Raw genomic sequence first — 24,081 nt, forward strand, 5'->3', positions numbered from 1 at the left:
GAGCAGGGTCATGAGCGGCGGCGCCCGCGGACGAGGACCAGACCACCGGCGGCCACGAGGAGCAGGCCGAGCACGGCGGCGTAGCCGAGCCACACCGTCGCCCCGGTCTTCGCCAGCTCGGTCGCCTGGGCCAGCGGAGCCACCCGCACGCGCGCGCTGGCGGTGTCGGAGAGCGTCCGGCCGACGGTGTCGCCCGCGGTGGCGGTCGCCGTGTTGGTCACATAACCACGCCGGGCGTCCGAACTGGTGATGACGCGCTCGGCGGCGGTGCAGACCGTCTGCTCCCCCGGTGCGAGCGTCGTGGTCGGGCAGGCGACGGTGCCGGCGGTCGGGTCGTCGACGGCGACGTCGTCGAGCGTCAGCGTGCCGGTGTTGGTGACGACGAAGGTCCAGCGGATGCGGTCGCCGGGCCCCGTGGCGCCGTCGCCGTCGTCGAGGACCTGCGCCCGCTTGACCATGGTCAGCCCGGTCGCGCCGGCCACCGGCAGGGTGGCCGTGGCCGCCTCGGACGAGATCCGGCCGCAGCCGACGCGGAGCTCGCCGGAGATCGGGCACGGAGGCAGCGCGGAGGCGGTCGCGGTGTTGGTCACCGCACCGGCGTCGACGTCGGCCTGGCTGATCGTGCCGACCACGTCGGCGCGGCAGGTGACCGAGGCACCGGGCACGAGCGGCCCGGTCGGGCAGGTCACGGCGCCGGCCGTCGGGTCGGACACCGCGGGCTGCGTGAGCGTCGTGGTGCCGGTGTTGCTCAGCACGAAGACCCACGCGACGCCGTCGCCGAGGCTGCCCACGCCGTCGCCGTCGCGGTCGTCCAGCACCGCGGACTTGGTGAGGCCGAGCCCCGTACGCCCGTCGAGGGTCAGGCGGGCGCCGTCGGAGGTGCTCCCCACGGGTCCGCTGCCGGCCCCGAGGGCGGAGGCGGCCGCGCGGTTGTCGACGGTGCCCGCGTCGACGTCGGCCTGGGTGACGACGTAGGTCGCCGTGCAGGTGACCTCGTCACCCGGAGCCACCGTGGTGGCCGGGCAGGCCGGCGTCGGCGTGCCGCCGGAGCCCGTGAACCCGGACTCGACGACCTGCAGCCCGGTCAGCGTCTCGTTGCCGGTGTTGGTGACGGCGAAGGAGTAGGTGACGGTCTGGCCGGCGGCGGTGACCCGCTGCGGCGACACCGTCTTGTCGATGCTCAGCGCACCCGCGAGGTCGGCGTCGGCGCTGCTCGAGGCGGGCTCGGAGAGGACCGGTGCGTCGGAGCCGGCGGACCGGCCGCTCGACCGCACGGTCAGCGCGACCGTGCCGCGGTCCAGGTCGCCCTGCTCGACGGTCGAGGTGCCCGTGCAGACCACGGACTCCCCCGGCGCCAGCGCGCCGGCCGGGCAGCTGAACGTCGGCTCCGCCCCCGAGCCGGTCCAGGTGCCGACGACGACCGACGGGTCGGTGAGCGTCGTGGTGCCCGTGTTGGTCGCGCGGGCGGTCCAGGTGAGCGTGTCGCCGACGACCGAGTACGTGGTCGGGTCGACGTCGAGCGCGACGGTGATCGCCGGGGCGCGCCGCGTGGTCGCGCTGGCCTGGACCTCGGCGGAGGTCACCGCGGCACCGCCCGCCGTCGTCGCGCTCGCGGCGGCGGAGAGGCTCACCGAACCCCGGTCGACGTCGGCCTGCGTGATCGTGGTCGGGGTCGCCGTGCAGGTCACCGAGGCGCCCGGGGCGAGGCCGCCCGTCGGGCAGGTGATCGTCGGCCGCGTCCCGGCGCCGGTCCACGCCGCCACCGTCACGGCCGGGTCGGTCACCGTCTGGTTGCCGCGGTTGGTGACCGTGACCGTCCAGCCGAGCTGGTCGCCGACGCCCAGGCCGCTGCTCGGAGTCGGGGTGATGCCCAGGTCGAGGCCGCGGGTGGCGCGGACGCCGACCATGGCCGTCGAGTCGGCCGACCGGGTCTGGGTCCCGCCCGAGGTGCCGACGGCGTACGCGGTGTTGGCGACCGTGCCGGCGTCCAGGTCGGCCTGGGTGACGACGTAGGTCGAGGTGCAGGTCGTCGCGCTCCCCGGGGCGAGCCGCGCGGTCGAGCAGCTGACGTCGCCCGGCGTCCCCGAGCCCGTGAATGCACCCTCGACGACCCCGACGCCCGTGAGCGTGATGGTCCCGGTGTTGGTGACGCGGTAGGAGAACGTCACCTCGTCGCCGACCGCGGCGACCGTGGTCGGGGACACGGTCTTCTGCAGCCGCAGGGCCGGCGCGGAGCCGATGACGACCTGGGCGTCGTCGGGGGTGGCGGTGATCGCCGCGCCCCGCGGCGGCTGCCCGCTCGCCGTCGCGGTGTTGTCGATGGTCCCGGCGTCGATGTCGGCCTGGGTCACCGCGTACGTGCCGCTGCAGGTCACCGAGGCGCCGGGGACCAGGCGGGCCGCGCTGGTCGGGCAGACCAGCGCCGGGGCCGCACCGCCGCCGGTGAAGCTCACCTCGGTCGGCACGACGTCGGTCAGCGTGACGTTGCCGGTGTTGGTGACGACCAAGTCGTAGGTGATGGTGTCGCCGAGGCGCTCCGCCCGCTCCGGGGTCGCGTTCTTGACGACGGTCAGCGCCGGGGCGTCGACGACGCCGAGCGTCGTGCTGGCCGCGGGGGTGGTGACCAGCGTCCCGTCCGGACCGGCCGCGCGGCCCTCCGAGGTCTGCCGCACCACGCCGGCGTCGACGTCGGCTTGGGTGACCGTGTAGGTCGCGGTGCAGGTCACCGACTCCCCCGGCGCGAGCGCGCGGTCGGCGCAGGCCGCCGACGGGGCGGAGCCGGTGCCGGAGAAGGCGGTCGAGCGGATCGTGGAACCGCTGACGGTGACGTTGCCGGCGTTGGTGATCGTGTAGCTGTAGCGCACCTGCTCGCCGGCCGCGGCGATGCCCGTCCGGTCGGCGGCCACCGCGTAGGTCAGGGCCGGCAGGCGCTGGGCGTTGACCGCCTCGTCGTCGACCGCGGAGACGACGCGCGTGCCGTCGGCCCGCGCCAGCGAACCGGTGGCCCGCAGCACGACCGAGCCGGCGTCGAGGTCGGCCTGGGTGACGGCGTAGGTCGCGGTGCACTCGACCGACTGGCCGGGCTCGACCGTCGTCGTGGGGCAGACGCCGACCGGCGGGGTGCCGGTGCCGGTGAAGGAGGTCGCGCTCACCCGGGCCGCGCCGGCCCGGACCGAGCCGTCGTTGATGACGCGGTAGCTGAAGGTCACGACGTCGCCGACGGCCGCGTACGACGAGGTCGGCGAGGTGAGCACGAGCCGGACGGCCGTCTGCTGAGCGGCGGTGGTCGTGGCCTGCGAGGTGTTCGAGGTGACCGGGACGGTGCCGGCGCTGCCGGTCGCCACGGCCGTGGTGCTGACGCTGCCGGCCTCGACGTCGTCCTGCGTGAGCGTGTAGGAGGCGGTGCAGGTGAGCGTGTCGCCCGGGCGCAGCGTCGTGGTCGCCGGGCAGACGACCGTCGGCGGCGTCCCGGCCCCGGTGAAGGCGGTGCGCGCCACCTCGACCCCGGTGACCGACGTGGTGCCGGTGTTGGTGACGACGAAGGTGTACGCGACCTGGGCGCCCGCGCCGGTGACGCTCGTCGGGGTCGCCGTGGTCACCAGGCTGAGCCCGGAGGTGGCGCGGCCCGCGGTCGTCGTCGCCGTGGTGGCGGCCGAGGTGACCGGGGTGGTCCCGTCGCGACCCGCCGCGGCGGCGGTCAGCGCGACCGAGCCGGCGTCGACGTCGGCCTGCGTGATCGTGTAGGTCGCGGTGCAGGTGTAGCTCGCGCCGACCGCGAGGGTGGTGGGCGCCCCGGGGCAGTCGAGCGTAGGAGCCGCGCCGGCGCCGGTGAAGCCCGTGACCGACGCGCTCGGCGCGGTCAGCGTGACGTTGCCGCGGTTGGCCACCGTGACGGTGAAGGTGACGCTGTCGCCGACGGCCGAGTAGCTGGTCGGGGTGACCGCCGCGGTCGCGACGAGCGCCGGGGTGCGCTCGACCGTGACGCGGGCCACCGAGGAGCCGGAGCGGACCGTGGCGCCGGTCTGGGTGCGCCCGACCCCGAAGGCGGTGGCCTCGACGCCGCCGGCGTCCAGGTCGGCCTGGGTGATCACGTAGGTCGAGGTGCAGACGCCGGTCTCCCCCGGCGACAGGGTGCGGTCGTCCTGGCAGACGCGGTTGGGCGGGGCGCCACGACCGGTGAACACCACGGCATCGGGCGCGACGTCGCTGACCGTGACGTTGCCGGTGTTGGTGACGTCGGCGGTGAAGGTGATGACCTCCCCGACCCGCGACACGGTCTGCGGGGCGACCCGCAGCGCCAGCCCGAGCGAGGGCCGCTCGTCGGCAGTGGTCGTGACCGCCGAGGCCGGCGCGAGCACGACGGCGCCCGTCGGGCTCGTCGCGCGGGCCCCGACCGAGCCGGTGAACCGACCGGCGTCGAGGTCGGCCTGGGTCACGGTGTAGGTGGCCGTGCAGACGTACGCGGCACCCGGCGCGAGCACCGTGGTGGCCGGGCAGGTGGCCTCGGGCGGGGTGCCCAGGCCGGTGAAGGCGGCCTCGTCGAGCGCGACGCCGGTCAGCGTGACGTTGCCGGTGTTGCGGACGGTGACCGTGTAGGTGACGGTCTGCCCGGGCGCGTCGACGGTGGCGCGGTCCGCGGTCTGGACGACCTGCAGGCCCGCGCTCTGGCCGGAGGCGATCGAGACGGCCACGGGCCCGCCGAGGACCTCCTGGCCGGCGGCGCTCCCCCGTGCCGTGGCGGCGAGGGCGATCGAGCCCGCGTCGAGGTCGGCCTGGGTGACGGTGTAGCTCGCCGTGCAGGTCGTGCCCTCGCCCGGGGCGAGCGCGACGACGGGGCAGGTGACGCTCGGCGCCGGTCCGGCCGGAGCCGCCGCGGTGTCGGTGACCGTCAGCCCGGTCGCGGTGACGTTGCCGGTGTTGACGACGTCGTAGGTGAGCGCGACGACCTGGCCGACCGTGGTGACCGTGCCCGGGGTGGCGGCCCGGGTGAGGCGCAGCGCGGGGGTGGCGACCGCGGTGACGGTGGCCGTGCTGTCGGCGGTGGTCACGGTCGCACCCGCGGGCGTGCGGCCCTCGACGGAGGCGGTGTTGGTGATGCTGCCGGCGTCGAGGTCGGCCTGCGTGGCCGCGTACGGGGCCGTGCAGGTCACCGTGCCGCCCGGGGCCACCGCGGTGGCCGGGCAGGTCACCACGAGGGCCGGGGCGGCCGGCGCCGTGAGCGCGTCGTCGACGGTGAGGCCGGAGATCGTGACGTTGCCGGTGTTGGTGACGGCGAAGCCGTACGCGACCCCCTGGCCCGGGCGGGCGACGGAGCCGGGCTCCGCGGTCTTCACCAGGCTCAGGGCCGGTTCCGCGGCGACGCTCGCGGCGGCGAGGGCCGCGCGGGCGGGCACCACGGCGCCCGTCGGTGTGGTCGCGGTCGCCGAGGCCGTGCCGGCGATCGTGCCGGCGTCGACGTCGGCCTGGGTGACCACGTAGGTCGCGGTGCAGCTGACCGAGGCCCCCGGCGCGATCGTCGCCGCCGGGCAGGAGAGGTCGGCCGCGCCGGCCGGGGCGACCGGCTCGTCGAGGACCCGCAGGCCGCTGAGGTTGACGTTGCCCGTGTTGGTGGCCGTCACCGTGATGGTCAGCGTCTGGCCGGCGCGGGTCACCTGCTGCGGGCTGACCGACCGGGTCAGCGCGAGGCCCGGGGCCGCCGTCGCCGAGACGCTCGCCGCCGACTCGTCCGAGCTCACGGCCACGTCCCCGGGTGCGACGGCGCGGGCGGTGGCGCGGTTGTCGATGCCGCCGTTGTCGACGTCGGCCTGCGTCACGGTGAGGTCCGCGGTGCACTCGACGGTGGCGCCGGGGACGACCTCGCGGTCGAGGCAGGTCACCGCGAGCGCGGGTCCGGCCGGGGCCGCGAGCGTGTCGTCGATCGTGAGGCCGGTGACGGTCTGGTTGCCCGCGTTGGTGACGGCGAAGGTGTACGCGACGCCCTGGCCCGGCGCGGTGACCGTCGCCGGCGACGCGCTCTTGACCAGCCGGAGGTCCGGGGCCGCGTCGACGGTCGCGGTCTGCACGAGCGCCGCGGAACTGACCGGCCCGGCCGGCGTCGTCGCGGAGGCCAGCGCGCTGTCGACGACCTGGCCGGCGTCGAGGTCGGCCTGGGTGACGACGTACGTCGCGGTGCAGGTCGTCTCCGCGCCCGGCGCGAGGCTCGTCGCGAGGCAGGTGAAGGTGGGCGCCGGGCCGGCGGGCGCGGTCGGCGTGCCCGCCACCCGGACGCCGGTGGCGGTCTGGTTGCCGGTGTTCCGCACGGTGACGCGGTAGCTCAGGGTGTCGCCGACGGCCGAGACCGAGCCCGGCGTCGTCGTCCCGGTGACCGTCAGCCCGCTGGTCGGCGCAGTGGTGACGGCGACCGTCACCGGGGCGGAGGTGACGGGCGCGCCGGTCGGCGGGGTGCCCGTGCCGGCCGCGGCGAGGTTCACGGTGCCGGCGTCGAGGTCGGCCTGGGTGACGGTGTAGGTCGCGGTGCAGGTGGTGGACGCCCCCGGCTCGAGGACGGCCGTGCCACAGCTCGGGGCCGGTGCGGCGCCGGAGCCGGAGAAGGCGGTCACGACGGCGGCCGCGGAGCCCAGCGTGACGTTGCCGCGGTTGGTGACGACGACGGTGTAGGCGATCCGGTCGCCCACGGCCGCGACGATCGCCCGGTCGGCCTGCACGGTCGCGGAGACCGCGGGGGCCGCGTCGACCGGCACCAGCACGGGCTGGGGTGCCGCGGCGACGGCCCCGCCCGGCGCCGACGCGGTGGCGGTCACGGTGCTGCGGACCGCGCCGGCGTCGACGTCGGCCTGGGTGAGGACGTACGACGTCGTGCAGGTGACGGTGCCGCCCGGGGCGAGCGCCCCCGGCGGGCAGACGACGGCCGCGGCCGGGCCGGCCGGGGCGGCGTACGCGGTGGCCGCGGCGACGTCGGTGAGCGTCTGGTTGCCGGCGTTGGTCAGCTCGACGGCGTAGGTGATGCGCTGCCCGGCGACCTGGCCGCTGGTCGGCGTGGTGCTGACGCGCGCGACGAGGGCCGGCGTCGCCCGGACGCCGACGGTGGCCGAGGCGGCGGGGCTGACCACGGCCGCGCCGTCGGGGGCGGTGCCGCTCGCGGTGGCCGTGTTGAGGATCGAGGCGGCGTCCGCGTCCGCCTGCGTCGCGGTGTAGCCCGCGGTGCAGGTGGTGCTCGCGCCCGGGGCCAGGACGGCGACCGGGCAGGTCACGGCGCTGCCGGGACCGGCCGGGGCGACGAACGTGTCGGCTACGGCCAAGTCGCCCACGGTCACGTTGCCGACGTTCGTCACGGCGAAGCGGTAGGCGACGTCCGCCCCGGCGCCGCCGACGGTGGTCGGGTTCGCCGTCTTGACCAGGCGCAGCGCGGGCGCGGCGAGGATCGGCACGGTGGTGCCCGCCTCCGCGGACGAGACCGAGCCGCCGGAGGCGGGCGTGCCCACCGCGGTCGCGCTGACGCGCACCGAGCCGGCGTCCACGTCGGCCTGCGTGACGGTGTAGACGGCGGTGCAGGTCGCGGTCGTGCCCGGGGCCACGGTGCCCCCCGGGCACCTGATCGTGAGGGCCGGCCCGGCCGGCGCGGCCAGCGCCGCCTGGACGGCGACCGCCGAGACCCCGACGTTGCCGCGGTTGGTGACGGCGAAGGACAGCGTCACCTGGTCACCGGCGGCGTTGGCCTGGGCCGGGGTGCTGGTCACGGCCAGGTCGAGGGCCGGGGCGGCGCTCACCGTCACCTCGGCGGACGCCGGGAGGGAGGTGACCGGGCCGCCACCGGGGGCGGCACCGCTCGCCTGGGCGGTGTTGCTCACGCGGCCGGCGTCGAGGTCGGCCTGGGTGACGGTGTAGCGGGCGACGCAGCTCGTCGACGCCCCAGGCGCGAGGGTGACCGGCGGGCAGCTCGGCGCCGGCGCGACACCGGTCCCGCTGAAGGCGGTCTCGGCGACCTCGACCCCGGAGACCGAGACGTTGCCGCGGTTGGTGACGGTGAAGGTGTAGCGGACCGACTGCCCGGCGGCGCTCACGGTGGTCGGGGTCGCGGTCTTCGCCAGGTCGAGGGCGGGCGCGGCCGTGGCGCCCGCGGTGGCCGAGCTCGGGGCCGACCTGACGGCGGCCGACCCGTCCGGCGGGGTGCCGAAGCCGACGGCGGTGTTGGAGATCCCGCCGGCGTCGACGTCGGCCTGCGTGGCGACGTACGTCCCGGTGCAGGTGACCGACGCGGTCGGGGCCAGGCTGACCGGCGAGCCCGGGCAGGTGACGGCCGGCGCCGCCCCGGTGCCGCTGAACGCCTGCTCGTCGATCCCGATGAGGCTCAGGGTCACGTTGCCGGTGTTGGTGACGAGGAAGGAGTAGGTGACCACGGTCCCGGCCGTGGTGACGCTGCTCGGGCTCGCCGTCTTGACCGTGGTCAGGGACGGCGCGGCGGGCGCGGTCGCGGACGCCGTGCGGAGCTCGGAGCGGACCGTCGCCGAGGGCGTGCCCGCCGGTGCGGTCGGGGGGACCGGGACGGTTCCCTGCGCCTGCGCCTGGAGGCTGAGCGCGCCGCGGTCGACGTCGGCCTGCGTGGTGGTGACCGTAGCGGTGCAGACGAGAGTCGCTCCCGGCAGCAGACCCGTCGACGCCGGGCAGACGATCGTCGGCGCGCCGCCCGAGCCGCTGTACGCCGTGGCGAGGACGGCCGGGTCGGTCAGCGTCGTGTTGCCCGTGTTGGTCGCCGTGAAGGTGAAGGTGAGCGTCCGGTTCGCGGCGTCGTACGTCGGGGCGCTGCTCGCTGCGGCCAGGTCGATCGACGGCGTCCGCTCGATCGCCAGCACGGCGGTCGCCGGCGCCGAGGTGACGGTCGTCCCGGCCGGCACGCGTCCCGACGCGACCGAGGTGTCGCTGACCTCGCCGGCGTCGACGTCGGCCTGCGTGACCTCGTACGGCGCGGTGCAGGTGATCTGCTCGTCCGGCGCGAGCACCGTCTGGGGGCAGGTGATCGCGAGCGGCTCGCCGGTCCCGGTGAAGACCGTGCTGGTCAGGGCCAGCCCGCCCAGCGTGACGTTGCCCGTGTTCGTCACCCGGTAGCGGAACTCGGTCGAGGCGCCGGCCGCGCTCACCGTGTCGGGGTTGACCGTCTCGATGAGGATGAGCGCGCTGCTCTCGCTCACCCCGACCGTCGCCGTCGACGGGGCCGCGGACACCGGGCCGGTCGGGCCGGTCGCCGTCGCGGCTGCGGTGTTGTCGAAGCCGCCCGCGTCGAGGTCGGCCTGGGTGGCGACGTAGCGGGCGCGGCAGGTGGTCGACGCACCCGGCAGCAGCGTCGTGCCCGACGGGCAGGTCAGCTCGGGGGTCCCGCCGGAGCCGGTGAAGCCGGTCTCGGCCGGGGTCACGCCGGTGAGGGTGGTGTTGCCGCCGTTGGTGACGACGACGCTGTAGGTGACCGACTGCCCGGCGGCCCCGACCTGCGTCGGGTTGGCGGTCTTGACCACGCTCAGCGCGTCGGTGCGCGCGGCCGTCAGCTCGAGCGAGCGGGTGGGAGACAGCACTGCGGCGCCGCCACCCGGCGGGGTGCCGGTGGCCTGGCCGGTGAGGCTCAGCCGGCCGGCGTCGACGTCGGCCTGCGTGACCGTGTAGGTGGCGGTGCAGGTGGCCGAGGCCCCCGGGTCGAGCCGCCCGGCCTCGCTCGCGCAGACCGGGTCGGGGGTGGCGCCGGTGCCCGAGAAGGTCGGGTCGAGCACGTCGACCAGGCTCAGGGTCGTGTTCCCGGTGTTGGTGACCACGAAGGAGTAGGTGACCTGGTCGCCGGCCGCGGAGTAGGCCGTGCGGTCGGCGGTCAGCGCGAGGTCGAGCGCGTCGGCACGGGCCACGTCGACCCGGGCCGAGGATGGCGCCGAGGAGACCCCCGCGCCATCCGGCGCCTGGCCGGTGACGACGGCGGTGTTGTCGAACCCACCGGCGTCGACGTCGCCCTGCACGACCGTGTACGCGGCGCTGCAGGTCAGGCTCGCGCCGGGGGCGAGGGCCGCGGTGGCCGGGCAGCTCAGCGAGGGGGCCGTGCCGCGGCCGCCGAAGCGGGTCTCGGTCACCACCGGCGCGGTCACCGTGACGTTGCCGGTGTTGGTCACGACGAAGCCGTAGGTCACCGCCTCCCCGGCCGCACCGGCGCTGGTCGGCGAGACCGTCTTGACCAGGCTCAGCTGCGGCTGCGCCGCGACCTGCACGCGGCCGGTCGCCGCCGCCGAGGTCGTCGTCGCGCCGGCCGGCGTGACCCCGCTGGCGACGGCGGAGCTGTTGACGATCCCGTTGTCGACGTCGGCCTGCGTGAGGACGTACGACGACGTGCAGGTCACCGTCTGGCCGGGCGCGACCGGGCCGGACGGGCAGGTGACCGCCTGACCGGGGCCGGCCGGGGCGCTGAACGTGTGGGCCACGCTCACCCCGCTGATCGTGACGTTGCCCGCGTTGGTGACCGCGAAGGCGTACGACACCGCGGTGCCGGCCGTCGTCGCCGTGCGCGGGGTCGGGGTCAGGGTGAGGCGCAGGGCGGGCGCGGTGCCCACCCCGACGCTGGCCTGGGACACCGGGGCGACGACCGTGTCGCCGGCCGGGGTCCGCGCGCTGGCGCCGGCGGTGTTGTCGATCCGGCCGTTGTCGAGGTCGGCCTGCGAGACCGTGTAGGTCGCCGTGCAGGTCCGGGTCTCCCCCGGGGCCAGCGCGCCGGGCGGGCAGGTGAGCGTCGGCGCCGGCCCGGCCGGGGCGACCGGGCTGTCGGTCACGACGAGCCGGTCCAGGCTGACGTTGCCGGTGTTGGTCACGGCGACGGAGTAGCCGATGCTCTGCCCGAGCGTGGTCGCCGTCGTCGGGCTGGCCGACTTGACGACCCGCAGCGACGCGGCGGGGGCGATGGTGACGCTGGTGGCCGCCGCCGGGGAGGCGACGTCGTCGCCCGCCGGGGTCCTCGCCGACGCCGTGGCCACGAGCGCGACCTGGCCGGCGTCGACGTCGGCCTGGGTCACGGTGTAGGTCGCGGTGCACGTCGTCGCGGCACCGGGCGCGAGCGCCACGGGCGGGCAGGTGACGACCGGCGTCGGGCCACCGGGCGCGGCGAGGGTCGCGGCGACGGCGGCCGCGCTCAGGGTCACGTTGCCGGCGTTGCTGACCGCGAAGGAGAAGGTCACGCTCTCCCCCGCGCGGGCGACGCTCGAGGGCGAGGCCGTGACGGCGAGCCGCAGGGCCCCGGCCGGCGCCGCGGTCACGGTGGCGCCCGAGGCCGGCGAGGTGACGGCGGTGCCGCCCGGGGCGCTGGCCCGGGCCACGGCGGAGTTGACGATCGAGCCGGCGTCGAGGTCGGCCTGGGAGGCCGCGTACGTCAGGGAGCAGGTCGTGGTCGCGCCCGGGGCGAGCGTCGTGGTCGGGCAGCCGACCGGGGCCGCGGTGCCGGCCGGGGCGGCGAAGGTGTCGACGACCTCGAGGCCGGTCAGGGTGACGTTGCCGGTGTTGGTGACGCCGAAGGAGTACGCGACGTTCTGGCCCGCGGCCGACACCGTCGTCGGGGTGGCCTGCTTGGTCAGCGCGAGCGCCGGCGCGGCGTCGAGGGTCAGCGCCGAGGACGAGGTCGCGGTGACGGTCGTGCCCTGCGGGGTGGTGCCGGCCACGCGGCCGGCGGCGCTGACGCTGCCGGCGTCGACGTCGGCCTGGGTGACCGTGTACGGCGCGGTGCAGGTGACCGCCGCGCCCGGGGCCAGGCTCGTCGCCGGGCAGGTGACCGCCAGCGCCGCCCCGCCCGGACCGGCGAGGGCCGCCGAGACGTCCAGCGGCGACAGGGTCACGTTGCCCGTGTTGCGGGCGACGAAGGAGAAGGTCACGTTGGCCCCCGCGCCGGCGGCCGTCGACGGGCTCACCGAGCTCGTGAGGGTCACCGCCGGCCCCTGCGACACCGCGACGGTGGCGGAGGACTCGTTCGACGGACGCTGCAGGCCCATCGGGCCCACGCCCGTGGTGACGGCGGTGTCGCTGATGCTGCCGCTGTCGAGGTCGGCCTGGGTGACCGTGTACGTCGCGGTGCAGGTGGTGCTCGCCGCGGGCGCCAGGGTCGTGACCGGGCAGACCACCGGGCTCAGCGACTGCGGGTCCGAGGGCGCCGCGAGCCGGTCGGTGACCCCGAGGCGGTAGAGCGTGACGTTGCCGGTGTTGGTCGCCAGGAACGAGTAGCCGATCTGCTGCCCGACCGCGGACACGGTGGTGACGTCGGCGGACTTGACCAGGCCGACCGTGCGCAGCCGGACCGTCACGACCGAGGCCGACGACGAGGGCGAGGTCACCGTGCTGCCGTCCGGCGCGGTCGCGCTGGCGGTGGCCGTGTCGCGGATCGTGCCGTAGTCCAGGTCGACCTGGGTGACGCGGTAGGTCCCGGTGCAGGTGGTCCCGGCGCCGGGCGCCAGGCTGGTGGTCGGGCAGGTGACGCCGCTCAGCCCGGCCGGGTCGGACGGTGCGGTCGCGACGTCGTCCACGGCGAGGCCCGAGAGGCTCACGTTGCCGGTGTTCGTCACCGCGAAGCTGTACGCGACGAGCTGGCCGACCGCGGTCACCGGGTCGGACGACACGCTCTTGACCAGCCGCAGCGCACCCGCGGGGCTCGCGGTGACCGTCGCGCTCGAGGGCGCGGAGGTGACCGCGCCGACCGGGCTGGTGCCGGTGGCGCGGGCCGTGTTGGTGACCGAGCCGGCGTCGACGTCGGCCTGGGTGGTCGTGTACGACGCCGTGCAGGTGGTGCTCGCCCCCGGGGCCAGCGCACCGGCGGGGCACGTCGCGACCGGGGCGGTGCCCGTGCCGCCGAAGGAGGTCTCGGTGACGTCGACCCCGGAGACGGTGACCGTGCCGGTGTTGGTGACCGCGAAGCGGTAGGCGACGGCCTGGCCCGCGGCCGTGACGGTCGTCGGGCTCGCGGACTTGGCGAGCGTGAGCTGGCCCGTCCGCGTCGCGCCGAGCGTGACCGTCGTCGAGCCGGAGGTGACCGGTCCCCCCGGCGTCGTGGCGGTGCCGGTGGCGGTGAGCCGGACCGAGCCGGCGTCCACGTCGGCCTGGGTCGTCGTGTAGGTGGCGGTGCAGGCCACCGAGGCACCCGGGGCGACCGCGCCGGCCGGGCAGGTGAGCACCGGGGCCGGCCCCGAGCCGGTGAAGGACGTCACCGCGACGGACGGGTCGGTCACGGTCTGGTTGCCGGCGTTGCTCAGCACCAGCCGGAAGGTGACCTGCTGCCCGGCGGCCGTCACGCTCACCGGGGCGACGGTGCCGGTGAGCCCGAGCGCCGGGTTCGCGGCCGTGGTCACCGTGGCGGTGGAGGAGGCGGAGTCGACGCCCGCGCCGCCGGGCGTGGTCGCGCTGGCCACGGCGGTGTTCGACACCGAGCCGGCGTCGAGGTCGGCCTGCGTGACCGCGTACGAGGCCGTGCAGGTTATGCTGCCGCCGGGGGCGAGGGTGCCGGCGGGGCAGCTGATCGCCGGAGCCGGCCCGGAGCCGGTGAAGCGGGTGTCGACCACGCGGACGCCGGTCAGGCTGAGGTTGCCGGTGTTGCGCACCAGCAGGGCGTAGCCGACGGTCTGGCCGGCGGCGTCGACGCTCGCCCGGCTCGCGGACTTGACGAGGCTCAGCGAGGCGCCCGGCACGACCGGCACGCTGGCCGCGCTGGCCGGCGACGTGACGGCGGCACCCGCCGGGGTCTGGCCGGTGGCGGTGGCGGTGTTGCTCACCGAGCCGGCGTCGAGGTCGGCCTGGGTCGCGACGTAGGTGGAGGTGCAGGTCGTCGAGCGGCCCGGGTCGAGGGTGGTGACCGGGCAGGCGACCGCCGAGCCCGGACCGGCCGGGGCCGCGAAGGTGTCGGTGACCCCGAGCTGGGACAGCGTGACGTTGCCGCCGTTGGTCACCGCGAAGGAGTAGGTCACGGTCTGGCCGGCGGCGGTCAGCGAGGTCGGGCTGGCCGTCTTGCGCACGCCCAGCGCCGGGGCCTGGTCGACGCGGACGGCGGCACCGGCCAGCGGCGAGGCCACCCGGGCGCCGCCCGGGGCCGTCGCGCTCGCGGTGGCGGCGTTGGTCACGCGGCCGGCGTTCAGGTCGGCCTGCGTGACGCGGTAGGTCGCGGCGCAGGTGACCGTCGCGCCCGGGCCCACGGTGGTCGTCGGGCAGGTGATCGCGCTCAGGTCGTCGTTCGAGGCCGGCGCGGTCATGGTGTCGGCGAGGGCGAGCCCGCTCAGCGTGACGTTGCCGGTGTTGGTGGCGGCGAAGGAGTAGGTGACGGTCTGGCCGACGGCGGACACCGTGGCCGGGCTCGGCGTCTTCACCAGCCGCAGGGCCGGGGCCGCGGTGACCGTGGCCGTCGCACCCGCCGGGCTCGAGGTGACCGGGCCGACCCCCGCCGCGGTGCCGGAGGCGGTCGCGCGGTTGACCACCGAGCCGCGGTCCACGTCGGCCTGCGTCGCAGTGTAGGTGGCGGTGCAGGTCGTGGCCGCGCCCGGGGCGAGCGTGGTCGTCGGGCACGCGACGGCGCTGAGCCCGGCGAGCGCGTCGTCCAGCGCGACGCCCGTCACGGTCGTCGTCCCGGCGTTGGTGACGGTGAAGCGGTAGGCCAGCGCCGCGCCCGCGGCGGTGATCGTCGTCGGCGACACGCTCTTGGCCAGGGTCAGGCCGGCGACGCGGCTGGTCGTGACGGTCGCCGTCGACGCCGCCGACGTCACGCGCGCGCCGCCGGGGGCGGTCCCGCTGACGGTCGCGGTGTTGGTGATGCTCCCGGCGTCGACGTCGGTCTGCGTCGGGGTGTAGGTCGCGGTGCAGGTCGTCGAGGCACCCGGGTCGAGCGAGGTGGCCGCGCAGGTGGCCGCGGTCAGGTTGGCCGCGCTGGCCGGGGCGGCCAGCGTGTCGGCGACCTCGAGCCCGGAGACGGTCACGTTGCCCGGGTTGGTGACCGCGAAGGTGTAGCTGACGGTCTGGCCCGCGCTGCCGACCGTCGTCGGGGAGGCCGACTTGGCCAGGCCGAGGGCGGGCGCGGCGGCGATGGTCACCGTGGCGGTCGAGGCGGCGGAGCGGACGACCGCCCCCGTCGGCGAGGTGGCCGACGCCGTGGCGCTGTTGACCACCGACCCGGCGTCGGCGTCTGCCTGCGTGACCGTGTACGACGCGGTGCATGTCGTCTGGTCGCCGGGCGCCAGCGTGGTGACCGGGCAGGCGACCGAGGGCACCGGGCTGGCCGGTGCGGTGAAGCTGTCGGCGATGCTCAGCCCGCTGACGGTCTGGTTGCCGGTGTTGGCGACGGCGAAGGCGTACGCCACGCTCTGGCCCGCGCGGCTCACCGTGCTCGGGCTGACCGACTTGGTCAGGCTGATCGAGGCCGCCCGGGTCGTGGTCACCGTGGCGGTCGAGGGCGCGGAGGTGACGGTGCCGCCGGTCGGGTCGGTGCCGGCGACGGTCGCGGTGTTGACCACCGAGCCGGCGTCGAGGTCGGTCTGCGCGACGCCGTACGTGCCTGTGCAGGTGGTGGTGTCGCCGGGGGCGAGCGTCGTGGCCTGGCAGGTGACCGCGCTCAGCCGGGCGTTGCTCGCCGGGGCGGTCAGGTTGTCGGTGACCGCGAGGCCGGAGAGGGTGACGTTGCCGCTGTTGCGGACGGCGAAGGTGTAGGTGACCGGGCCGGTCGCCGTCACCGTCGTCGGGTCGGCGGTCTTGACCAGGCTCAGCGCGCCGGCGCGGGCCGCGGTGACGGAGGCGGCCGAGGTGTTCGAGGTGACCGTCGCCCCGCCGGGCGCGGCGGCGGCCGCGACGGCGGTGTTCTGGATCCGGCCGTTGTCGACGTCGGCCTGGGTGGCGGTGTAGGTCGCGGTGCAGGTGGTCGCCGCGCCCGGGGCCAGCGTGGTGGTCGGGCAGGTCACGGCGGAGAGGTTCGCCTGGGTCGCGGGAGCGGCCATCGTGTCGGTGACGGCCAGGCCGGTGACCGTGACGTTGCCCGCGTTGGTGACGCGGAGGCTGTAGGTGACGACCGCACCGCGGGCGGAGACCGAGGTCGGGCTGGCCGACTTGGTCAGCGAGAGGCTCGCCGTCTGGCTCGCGCTGACCGTGGCGGTCGAGGACGGCGAGCTGACGCTCGTGCCGGCGGGCGCGGACCCCCGGGCCACGGCGGTGTTGGTCACCGAGCCCGCGTTGAGGTCGGCCTGGGTCGTGGTGTAGGTCGCGGTGCAGGTGACCGAGGCGCCGGGCGCCAGCGTCGCGGCGCCGGCCGGGCAGGTCGCGGCCGGGGTCGGCGAGCCGGAGAAGTCCGTCTCGGCCACCGACACCCCGGTGACGGTCTGGTTGCCGGTGTTGGTGACGCGGAACGAGTAGGTGACCACCTGGCCGACGGCCGTGATGCCGGTCGGGCTCGCCGACTTGGCCAGCGTCAGCGCGGGGGCGGCGGTCGTGGTCAGCGTGGCCGTCGCGGTGGCCGGGGTGACCGCCTGGCCGGCCGCCGTGCCCGTCGCCCGGAAGGTCGCCGCCACCGACGCGGCGTCCTGGTCGGCCTGCGTCGTCGTGTACGTCGCCGTGCAGGTCAGCGAGGCGCCCGGCGCGAGACTGGTGGCCGGGCAGGTGACGCTCGGCGCGGTCCCGCTGCCGCTGAACGCGCTCGGCGCGACGGCGAGGCCCAAGACCGTGGTGTTGCCCGTGTTGGTGACGACGACGCGGTAGGAGACCGCCGTCCCGGCCGCGGCGACGCTGCCCGGCGAGACGGTCGCGGTCGCGCTGAGCTGGCGCGTCTGCGCGGCGGGCACGGTGGCGGTGGCGTTCGGCGAGGTGACCGTGCCGCCGCCGGCGCTGGTGCCCGTCGCCGTCGCCACGTTGCCGATGCTGCCGTTGTCGAGGTCGGCCTGGGTGGTCGTGTAGGTCGCCGTGCAGGTGACCGTCGCGCCGGGGGCCAGCGAGGCCGCCCCGGCCGGGCAGGTCGGGCCGACCAGGTTGGCCTGGGTCGCCGGGGCCGTCATGGTGTCGGCGACGGCGATGCCGCTGACCGTGACGTTGCCGCTGTTGCGGACCGCGAAGGAGTAGCTCACGACCGCGCCGGGCGCGGCGACGCTGGCCGGGCTGGCCGTCTTGGTGACGCTCAGCGCCGGGGTGCGGGCGCTGGTGACGGTGGCGGTGACGGCCGGGGAGGTGACCGCTCCCCCGCTGCTGGTGCCGCTCGCGGTGGCCGTGTTGGCGATGCTGCCGTTGTCGAGGTCGGCCTGGGTGGTCGTGTAAGTGGCCGCGCAGGTGGTCGAGGCCCCCGGCGCGAGCGAGGTCGCCTGGCAGGTGGCGGCGGTCAGGTTCGCCTGGGTCGCCGGGCTGGCCATCGTGTCGGCGACGGCGATGCCGCTGACCGCCACGTTGCCGGTGTTGCGCACGGTGAAGGCGTACGCGACGCTCGCCCCGACACTGCTGACGCTCGTCGGCGTCGGGGTCTTGGTCAGCACCAGCGCCGGCGCGCGGCTGGCGGTGACGGTGGCCGACGAGGCGGGTGAGGTGACCGCGGCGCCGCCCGCACCGGTGCCGGTGGCGACCGCGGTGTTGGCGATGCTGCCGGCCTCGAGGTCGGCCTGCGTCGTCGTGTAGGTCGCCGAGCAGGTGGTCGAGGCCCCCGGCGCGAGCGTCGTGGCGACGCAGGTCGCGACCGGCGCGGTCCCGGTGCCGCTGAACGTCCGCTCGCTGACCGCGATGCCGCTGATCGTGGTGTTGCCGCTGTTGCGGACCGCGAAGCCGTACGTCACGGTCGCCCCGGTCGTCGTCACGCTCGCCGGGCTGGCCGACTTGACCAGGGTGAGCGCGGGCGAGCGGGTGACGGACACCGTCGCGGTCGGCGTGTTCGAGGTGACCGCTCCCCCGGTGCTGGTGGCGGTCGCGGTGGCCGTGTTGACGATGCTGCCGCTGTCGACGTCGGCCTGGGTCGCGGTGTAGGTCGCCGAGCAGGTGGTGCTCGCGCCCGCCGCGAGGCTCGTGGCCGCGCAGGTGACGGTCGGGTTCGGGCCGGCCGGGGCCGTCATGGTGTCGGCGACGGCGAGACCGGTCAGCGCGACGTTGCCGGTGTTGCGGGCGGTGAAGGAGTAGGTCACCGTCTGGCCGGCCGCCGTCACCGTGGTCGGGCTCGCGGTCTTGGTCAGCGACAGCGCCGGGGCCCGGGTGGCCGTGACCGTGGCGGTCGCCGCGGGCGAGGTGACGGCCTGCCCGCCGGCGGTGCCCGTGGCCCGGGCGGTGTTGGCGATGCTCCCGGCCTCGAGGTCGGCCTGCGTGGTCGTGTAGGTCGCCGTGCAGGTCGTCGAGGCGTTCGGGGCCAGCGTCGTCGCGGCACAGGTCACGGGGCCGAGGGCCGACTGCGAGGCCGGGGCGGTCATCGTGTCGGTGACGCCGATGCCGGTGGTCGTCACCGAGCCCGCGTTGGTGACGCCGAAGGTGTAGGTCACGACCGCCCCGACCGCGGCGACCGTGGTCGGCGAGGCGGTCTTGGTGACGGTGAGAGCGCGGGTCTGGCTGACCGCGACGGCGGCCGAGGACGACGCGCTCACGGTCGTGCCGCCCGAGCCGGTGGCGGTGACGGTGGCCGTGTTCGCGACCGAGCCGGCGTCGACGTCGGCCTGCGTGGCCGTGTAGGACGCGGTGCAGGTGGTGCTCGCCCCCGGGACCAGCGTGGTGGCCGGGCAGGCCACGGCCGGGTTCGGCCCGGCCGGGGAGCTCATCACGTCGACGACCGACACCGCGCTCAGCGCGACGTTGCCGGTGTTGGTGACCGTCATCGCGTACGAGACGACGGCGCCGACTCCGCTGACGGTCGCCGGGGTCGCCGCCTTGGTGATGGTGACGGCCGGGGTCCGGGTGGCGGTGACGTTCGCCGCGACACTGGTCGAGGTGATCCGGGCGCCGTCGGGACGGGCCGCCGAGGCGGTCGCGGTGTTGGCCACGGCGCCGTTGTCGAGGTCGGCCTGCGTCACCGTGTAGCGGGCGGTGCAGGTGGTCGAGGCGCCCGGCGCGAGGGCGGTCGCCGCGCAGGTCGGGGTGGTGAGCCCGGCCTGGCTGGCCGGCGCCGTCATGGTGTCGGCCACGGCGAGGCCGGTGAGGCTCGCCGTGCCGGTGTTCGTGGCCCGGAAGGTGTAGGTGACGACGTCGCCGACGGCAGCCACCGTGGTCGGCGACGGGACCTTGGTCAGGCTGAGCCCGGTGCTCTGGCCGACGCTGACCGCGGCGGTGGAGACGCCCGAGGTGACGGCCGCGCCCCCGGTGCCGGTGCCCGTGGCCGTGGCGCGGTTGACCACGGTGCCGGCGTCGACGTCGGCCTGGGTCACGGTGTAGGAGGCGGAGCAGGTCGTCGACGCGCCGGCGGCGAGGCTCGTGGCCTGGCAGGTGACCGGCGGGTTCGGTCCCGCGGGAGCGGTCATGACGTCCGCGACGGCGATGCCGGTGACGGCCACGTTGCCGGAGTTCGTGACCGTGAACCCGTACGTGACGACCGAGCCGAGCGCGGTCGCCGCCGGGACCGTGGTGGGGCTCGCGGTCTTGACCACCGTGAGCGCCGGGCTGCGGGTGGCGGTGACCGTCGCGGCGACGTCCGGCGAGGTGACGGCGGCGCCGTACGTGGTCGTCGCGGCCGCGGACGCGGTGTTGCGGACCGTGCCGTTCTCGAGGTCGGCCTGGGTCGTGGTGTAGGTCGCGGTGCAGCTCGTCGACGCGCCCGGCGCCAGGGTCGTCGCCGTGCAGGTCACCGCGCTCAGGTTCGCCTGGCTGGCCGGCGCGGTCATCGTGTCGGTGACGGCGAGCCCGGTCAGCGACACGTTGCCGCTGTTGGTGGCGACGAACGTGTAGGTGATGGTCGCCCCGGTGCTGGCCACCGTGGTCGGGGAGGCCGACTTGGTGACGGTCAGGGCCGGGCTGCGGGTGGCGGTGACGCTGGCCGCGGCACTCGGGGAGCTGACGCCCTGGCCGCCCGCGGTGCCGCTGGCCACGGCCGTGTTGGCGACCACGCCCGCGTTCACGTCGGACTGGGTCACGGTGTAGGTCGCGATGCAGCTGGTCGAGGCACCCGGAGCCAGGGTCGTCGCCGTGCACGTCACCGCGCTCAGGTTCGCCTGGCTGGCCGGCGCGGTCATCGTGTCGGCGACGGACAGCCCGGTCACGGTGGTCGTCCCGGTGTTGCCGACCGCGAACGTGTAGCCGATCGTCTGGCCGGCGGCGGTGACGGTGGCGCGGGAGGCGGTCTTGGTCAGGCTCAGCGAGCGGGTCTGCGCGACCCCGACGGTCGCCGAGGAGGACGCGGTCACCGCGTTGCCGTTCGCGCCGGTGCCGGTGACCGTCGCCGTGTTCGCGATCGAGCCGGCGTCGCGGTCGGCCTGGGTGACGGGGTAGGTCGCGGTGCAGGTCGTGCTCGCGCCCGGGGCCAGCGTGGTGGCCGGGCAGGTCACGGCCGGGTTCGGCCCGGCCGGGGCGGTCATCGCGTCGACCACGGAGATCTGGGAGACGGTCACGTTGCCGGTGTTGGTGACGAGCATCGCGTACGCGACCGACGTCGTGGTCGTGCTCACCGTGGTCGGGCTCGCCGACTTGGTCAGGCTCAGGGTCGCCGTCCGCGTCGCCGTGACCCGGGCGGTGGCGGCGGCCGAGGTCGCCGTGGCGCCGTCGGGGCGCCGGGCGGTCGCCGTCGCCGTGTTGGCCACGGCGCCGTTGTCGAGGTCGGCCTGGGTGACGGTGTAGGTCGCGGTGCAGCTGGTGCTCGAGCCGGGCGCCAGCGAGGTCGCGGCGCAGGTGGCGGTGGTGAGGTTCGCCTGGGTGCCCGGGCTCGCCACCGTGTCGGCGACCGCGAGGTTCGTCAGGGTCACGTTGCCGGCGTTGACCACCGCGAAGGTGTAGGTGACGACGGCGCCGACCCGCGACACCGACGTGACGTCCGGGGTCTTGGTGAGGTTCAGCGCGCTGGTCTGGGCGACCGCGACGGCGGCGCTCGAGCCCGGCGAGGTGACCGACGCGCCGCCGGCGGCCGTGCCGCGGGCGGTGGCGGTGTTGCTGATGCTGCCCTGGTCGAGGTCGGCCTGCCGGGTCGTGTACGACGCGGTGCAGGTCGTGCTGGCCCCCGGCGCGAGGGTGGTGACCGGGCAGCTGACCGCCGGGTCCGGCCCGGCCGGTGCGGCCATGGTGTCGGTCACGGTGATCGTCGAGACCGTGACGTTGCCGCTGTTCGTGACCCGGATCGAGTAGCCGACGACGTCACCGACCGCGGTGACGGAGGTGGGGCTGGCGGTCTTGGCGACGGTCAGGGCGGGCGAGCGGGTGGCGGTCACCGTCGCCGTCGACGAGGCGGAGGTGACGGTGGCCCCGGAGCTCGTCGAGGTGGCCGAGGCGGTGGCGGTGTTGGTGACCGTGCCCGCGTCGAGGTCGGCCTGCACCGTCGTGTACGTCGCCGTGCACGTCGTGGACGCCCCCGCAGCGAGGGTGGTGGTCGGGCAGGTCTTGGTCCCGAGGGTGCCGGCGCCGGTGAAGGTCGTCTCGTTGATCGCCAGCCCGGTCGCCGGGCCGTTGCCGGTGTTGGTGACCTGGTAGCTGTAGGTGACCGTCTGCCCGACCGCGGTCACGGTCGAGGGCGAGACGGTCTTGCTCAGCGACAGCGCCGCGCTGCGGGCGGTGTTGGTCACCGTGCAGAGCAGGTCGGAGGAGCTGCTACCCGCAGCGGGGAAGGTCACGGTCCACGACGGGGTGCTGGCGCCGTTGACGGGCGTGGCCGTCACCGCCGCGTTGCCGTTGGCGCCGTCGGTGCAGGCGATCGCGGTGGTGTAGCTGGAGAGGTTCGTCGCCGGGGTCGTGCTCGCCGCCGTCTCGGTCAGCGTGTAGGTGGTTCCCGGGACACCCGGCACCGGGCCCGAGGTCGGGGTCTGGTTGCCCGTCGTGGTCCCCGTCGTCGTCGCCGTGCTCAGCGTGCTGCCGCCAGCCGCGATCGTCAGCGAGAACTGGTCCGTGCTGACGGCGCGCGAGGCGACGTTCTTGCGGAGGGTGAGGCTGCCGCCGTAGTCGCAGTCGGCGAGGTCGACGGTCGCGTTGGTGTTCGGGCCCCCGGCGATGGTGTTGCTCGACACGAGGGCGCCGCTGTTCGGGTTGATCGCGCTGAGCGTGCCGGGCGCGGTGGTCCCGCCGGCGGAGTTGCTGGTGTAGAGCAGGCCGTCGGCGTCGAAGGTGATGCCGTTGTAGGCGTTGGCGGACGGGTTGATGTTGCTGACGAGCGTCGCGGTCAGGGACGCGTTGCCGGCCGTCGTGGGCACCGCGGAGGTCACGCGGCCGAGCTGGGACGAGCCGGCAGTCGTGCTGGACGCCGACTGGACGACGTAGAGCGTCCCGAGCTGGTCGAAGACGATGTCACCGTTCGCGCCGCCCGCGCTCAGCCCCGTGACCGAGCCGATGAGGCCGATCGCGGTGTTCGTCGCGGTGTTGAAGGCGTAGAGCGTCTGCGTGTTGCCCGTGTAGTAGGCGTAGTAGAAGATCCCGTTCACCGGGTTGATCGCTCCGCCGACGAAGTTGCTGCCGTTCGGCGGGACGGCGGTGGTCGCGTACGACGTGACCGCGGCGGACGTCGTCGTGTAGCGGTAGATCGTCGGCGCCGCGCCGTTGGCGGCCACCTGCTGGACGGCGTACGCGGCCGAGCCGTCGCGCGTCACCGCCAGCCCGTTGAGACCGGTCACGCCGAAGTCGCCGACCTGGGTCCGAGCCGCGGAGCCCGTGGCCGTGGCGTAGAGCGCGCCGCCGATGGCGAGGGAGTAGATGGTGCCGGCGGTGCAGGACAAGGGGGCCGGCGCGTTGTACTGCAGCACCACCAGACCGGGGCCGCCCGCCGCGGTGGCGTCGTTGGTGGAGACGCCGCCGCCGGTGGCCACACCGCTGACGTAGCCGGCCGCGCCGGTCTGCGGGGCCGCGCCAGCGGAGCCCGGGCTGCCGAACGCGGCGTTGCCCCCGGCCGTCGTCGACCCGCTCGTGACGCCGGTCCCGCCCGTGTAGCTGGAGCCACCCCCGCCCGCGCCGTTGCCGGTCCCGCCGGCGGGCTGGCAGCGACCTCCGCCGCCGCCGTACCAGCCGCCACCACCGCCGCCGCCGCCCTCGGCGTTGGCGGCAGCCACCCCGGAACCGCTGCCACCGGCCAGCGCCGCGCCCGCCGCCCCACTCGTGCAGCCGGTCGTCGTGCTCGCCGCCGCCCCGCCCGCGCTCTGCGTGCCCCCGCGTCCGGAGAGGGTCGCCTGCCCGTCCTGGCCACCGGTCGTGCCGCCACCGCCACCGGCGAAGGGTTCCGAACCGGCTGGGCTGTCGGACCCGGGCGAGGCGCCGCCGCCACCGCCGGCGACGACGAGCGCGGTGGTCTGGCTGATCGTCGTGCTGCTGAAGACGCCGGAGTAGCCGCCGCCGCTCGATCCCTTGGTGTACTGGCTGGTGCTGGACGTCGTGCCGCCCGCTCCGCCGCCGCCGTAGGTCGCGTTGGCACCGGCGTTGCCGACCTGGCCGCCGCTGCCGACCACCACGCCGAGCGTGGAGCCCGGGGTGACCGCCGCGGTCCCCGTGGCGTAACCGCCCGCGCCACCGCCCGACTGACCGGGGTAGTAGGAGGTGTTCGCGCCGCCACCGCCGGCACCCCAGGACCTGACGTTGACGGAGTAGACGCCGCCCGGGACCGACCAGGACTGGGCCGCGCCGCTGGAGGTGAAGGCCACGCAGGCGGTGAAGCCGGACGACGGGGTGCAGGTCGTCTGCGCCGCCTCCGCGGGCAGCGTCGAGACGGGGTTCAGGAGCACGGCCAGCGGGCCGAGCAGGAGGGAGAGGGCCAGCAGCAGCGCGACCCGGGGTGACGGCACGGTCCAGCCGTGCCCGGACGCGCTCGCGCGATGGCGCGGTCGCGCACGGTGCGTGCGCGGCGTCGGGCGTGACGTCACTGGGGGCCTTCGCGGTTATGCCGGCGTCACCCCGTTCGCCGCTGTGCGGCCAGGCCCCCGCCCGGATGACGAGTGACAGTTAAGACGCCTATGGGGCGTCTGTGAAGGGCGACGGGCCGAATTCGGT

Annotated in this window: 1 protein-coding gene; it reads right to left on the reverse strand. The window is 75.9% G+C overall.

Features of this window, described 5'->3' with window-relative positions:
• Window positions 1-8: 8 nt before the first annotated feature.
• Window positions 9-23,876 (reverse strand): DUF7507 domain-containing protein, encoded by a 23,868-nt coding sequence (locus BLU42_RS21600; RefSeq protein ID WP_091074308.1) that lies wholly within the window; start codon window positions 23,874-23,876, stop codon window positions 9-11.
• Between the last annotated feature and the right edge of the window lie 205 nt (window positions 23,877-24,081).

The sequence above is a fragment of the Microlunatus sagamiharensis genome (assembly GCF_900105785.1).
Lineage (GTDB): Bacteria > Actinomycetota > Actinomycetes > Propionibacteriales > Propionibacteriaceae > Microlunatus > Microlunatus sagamiharensis.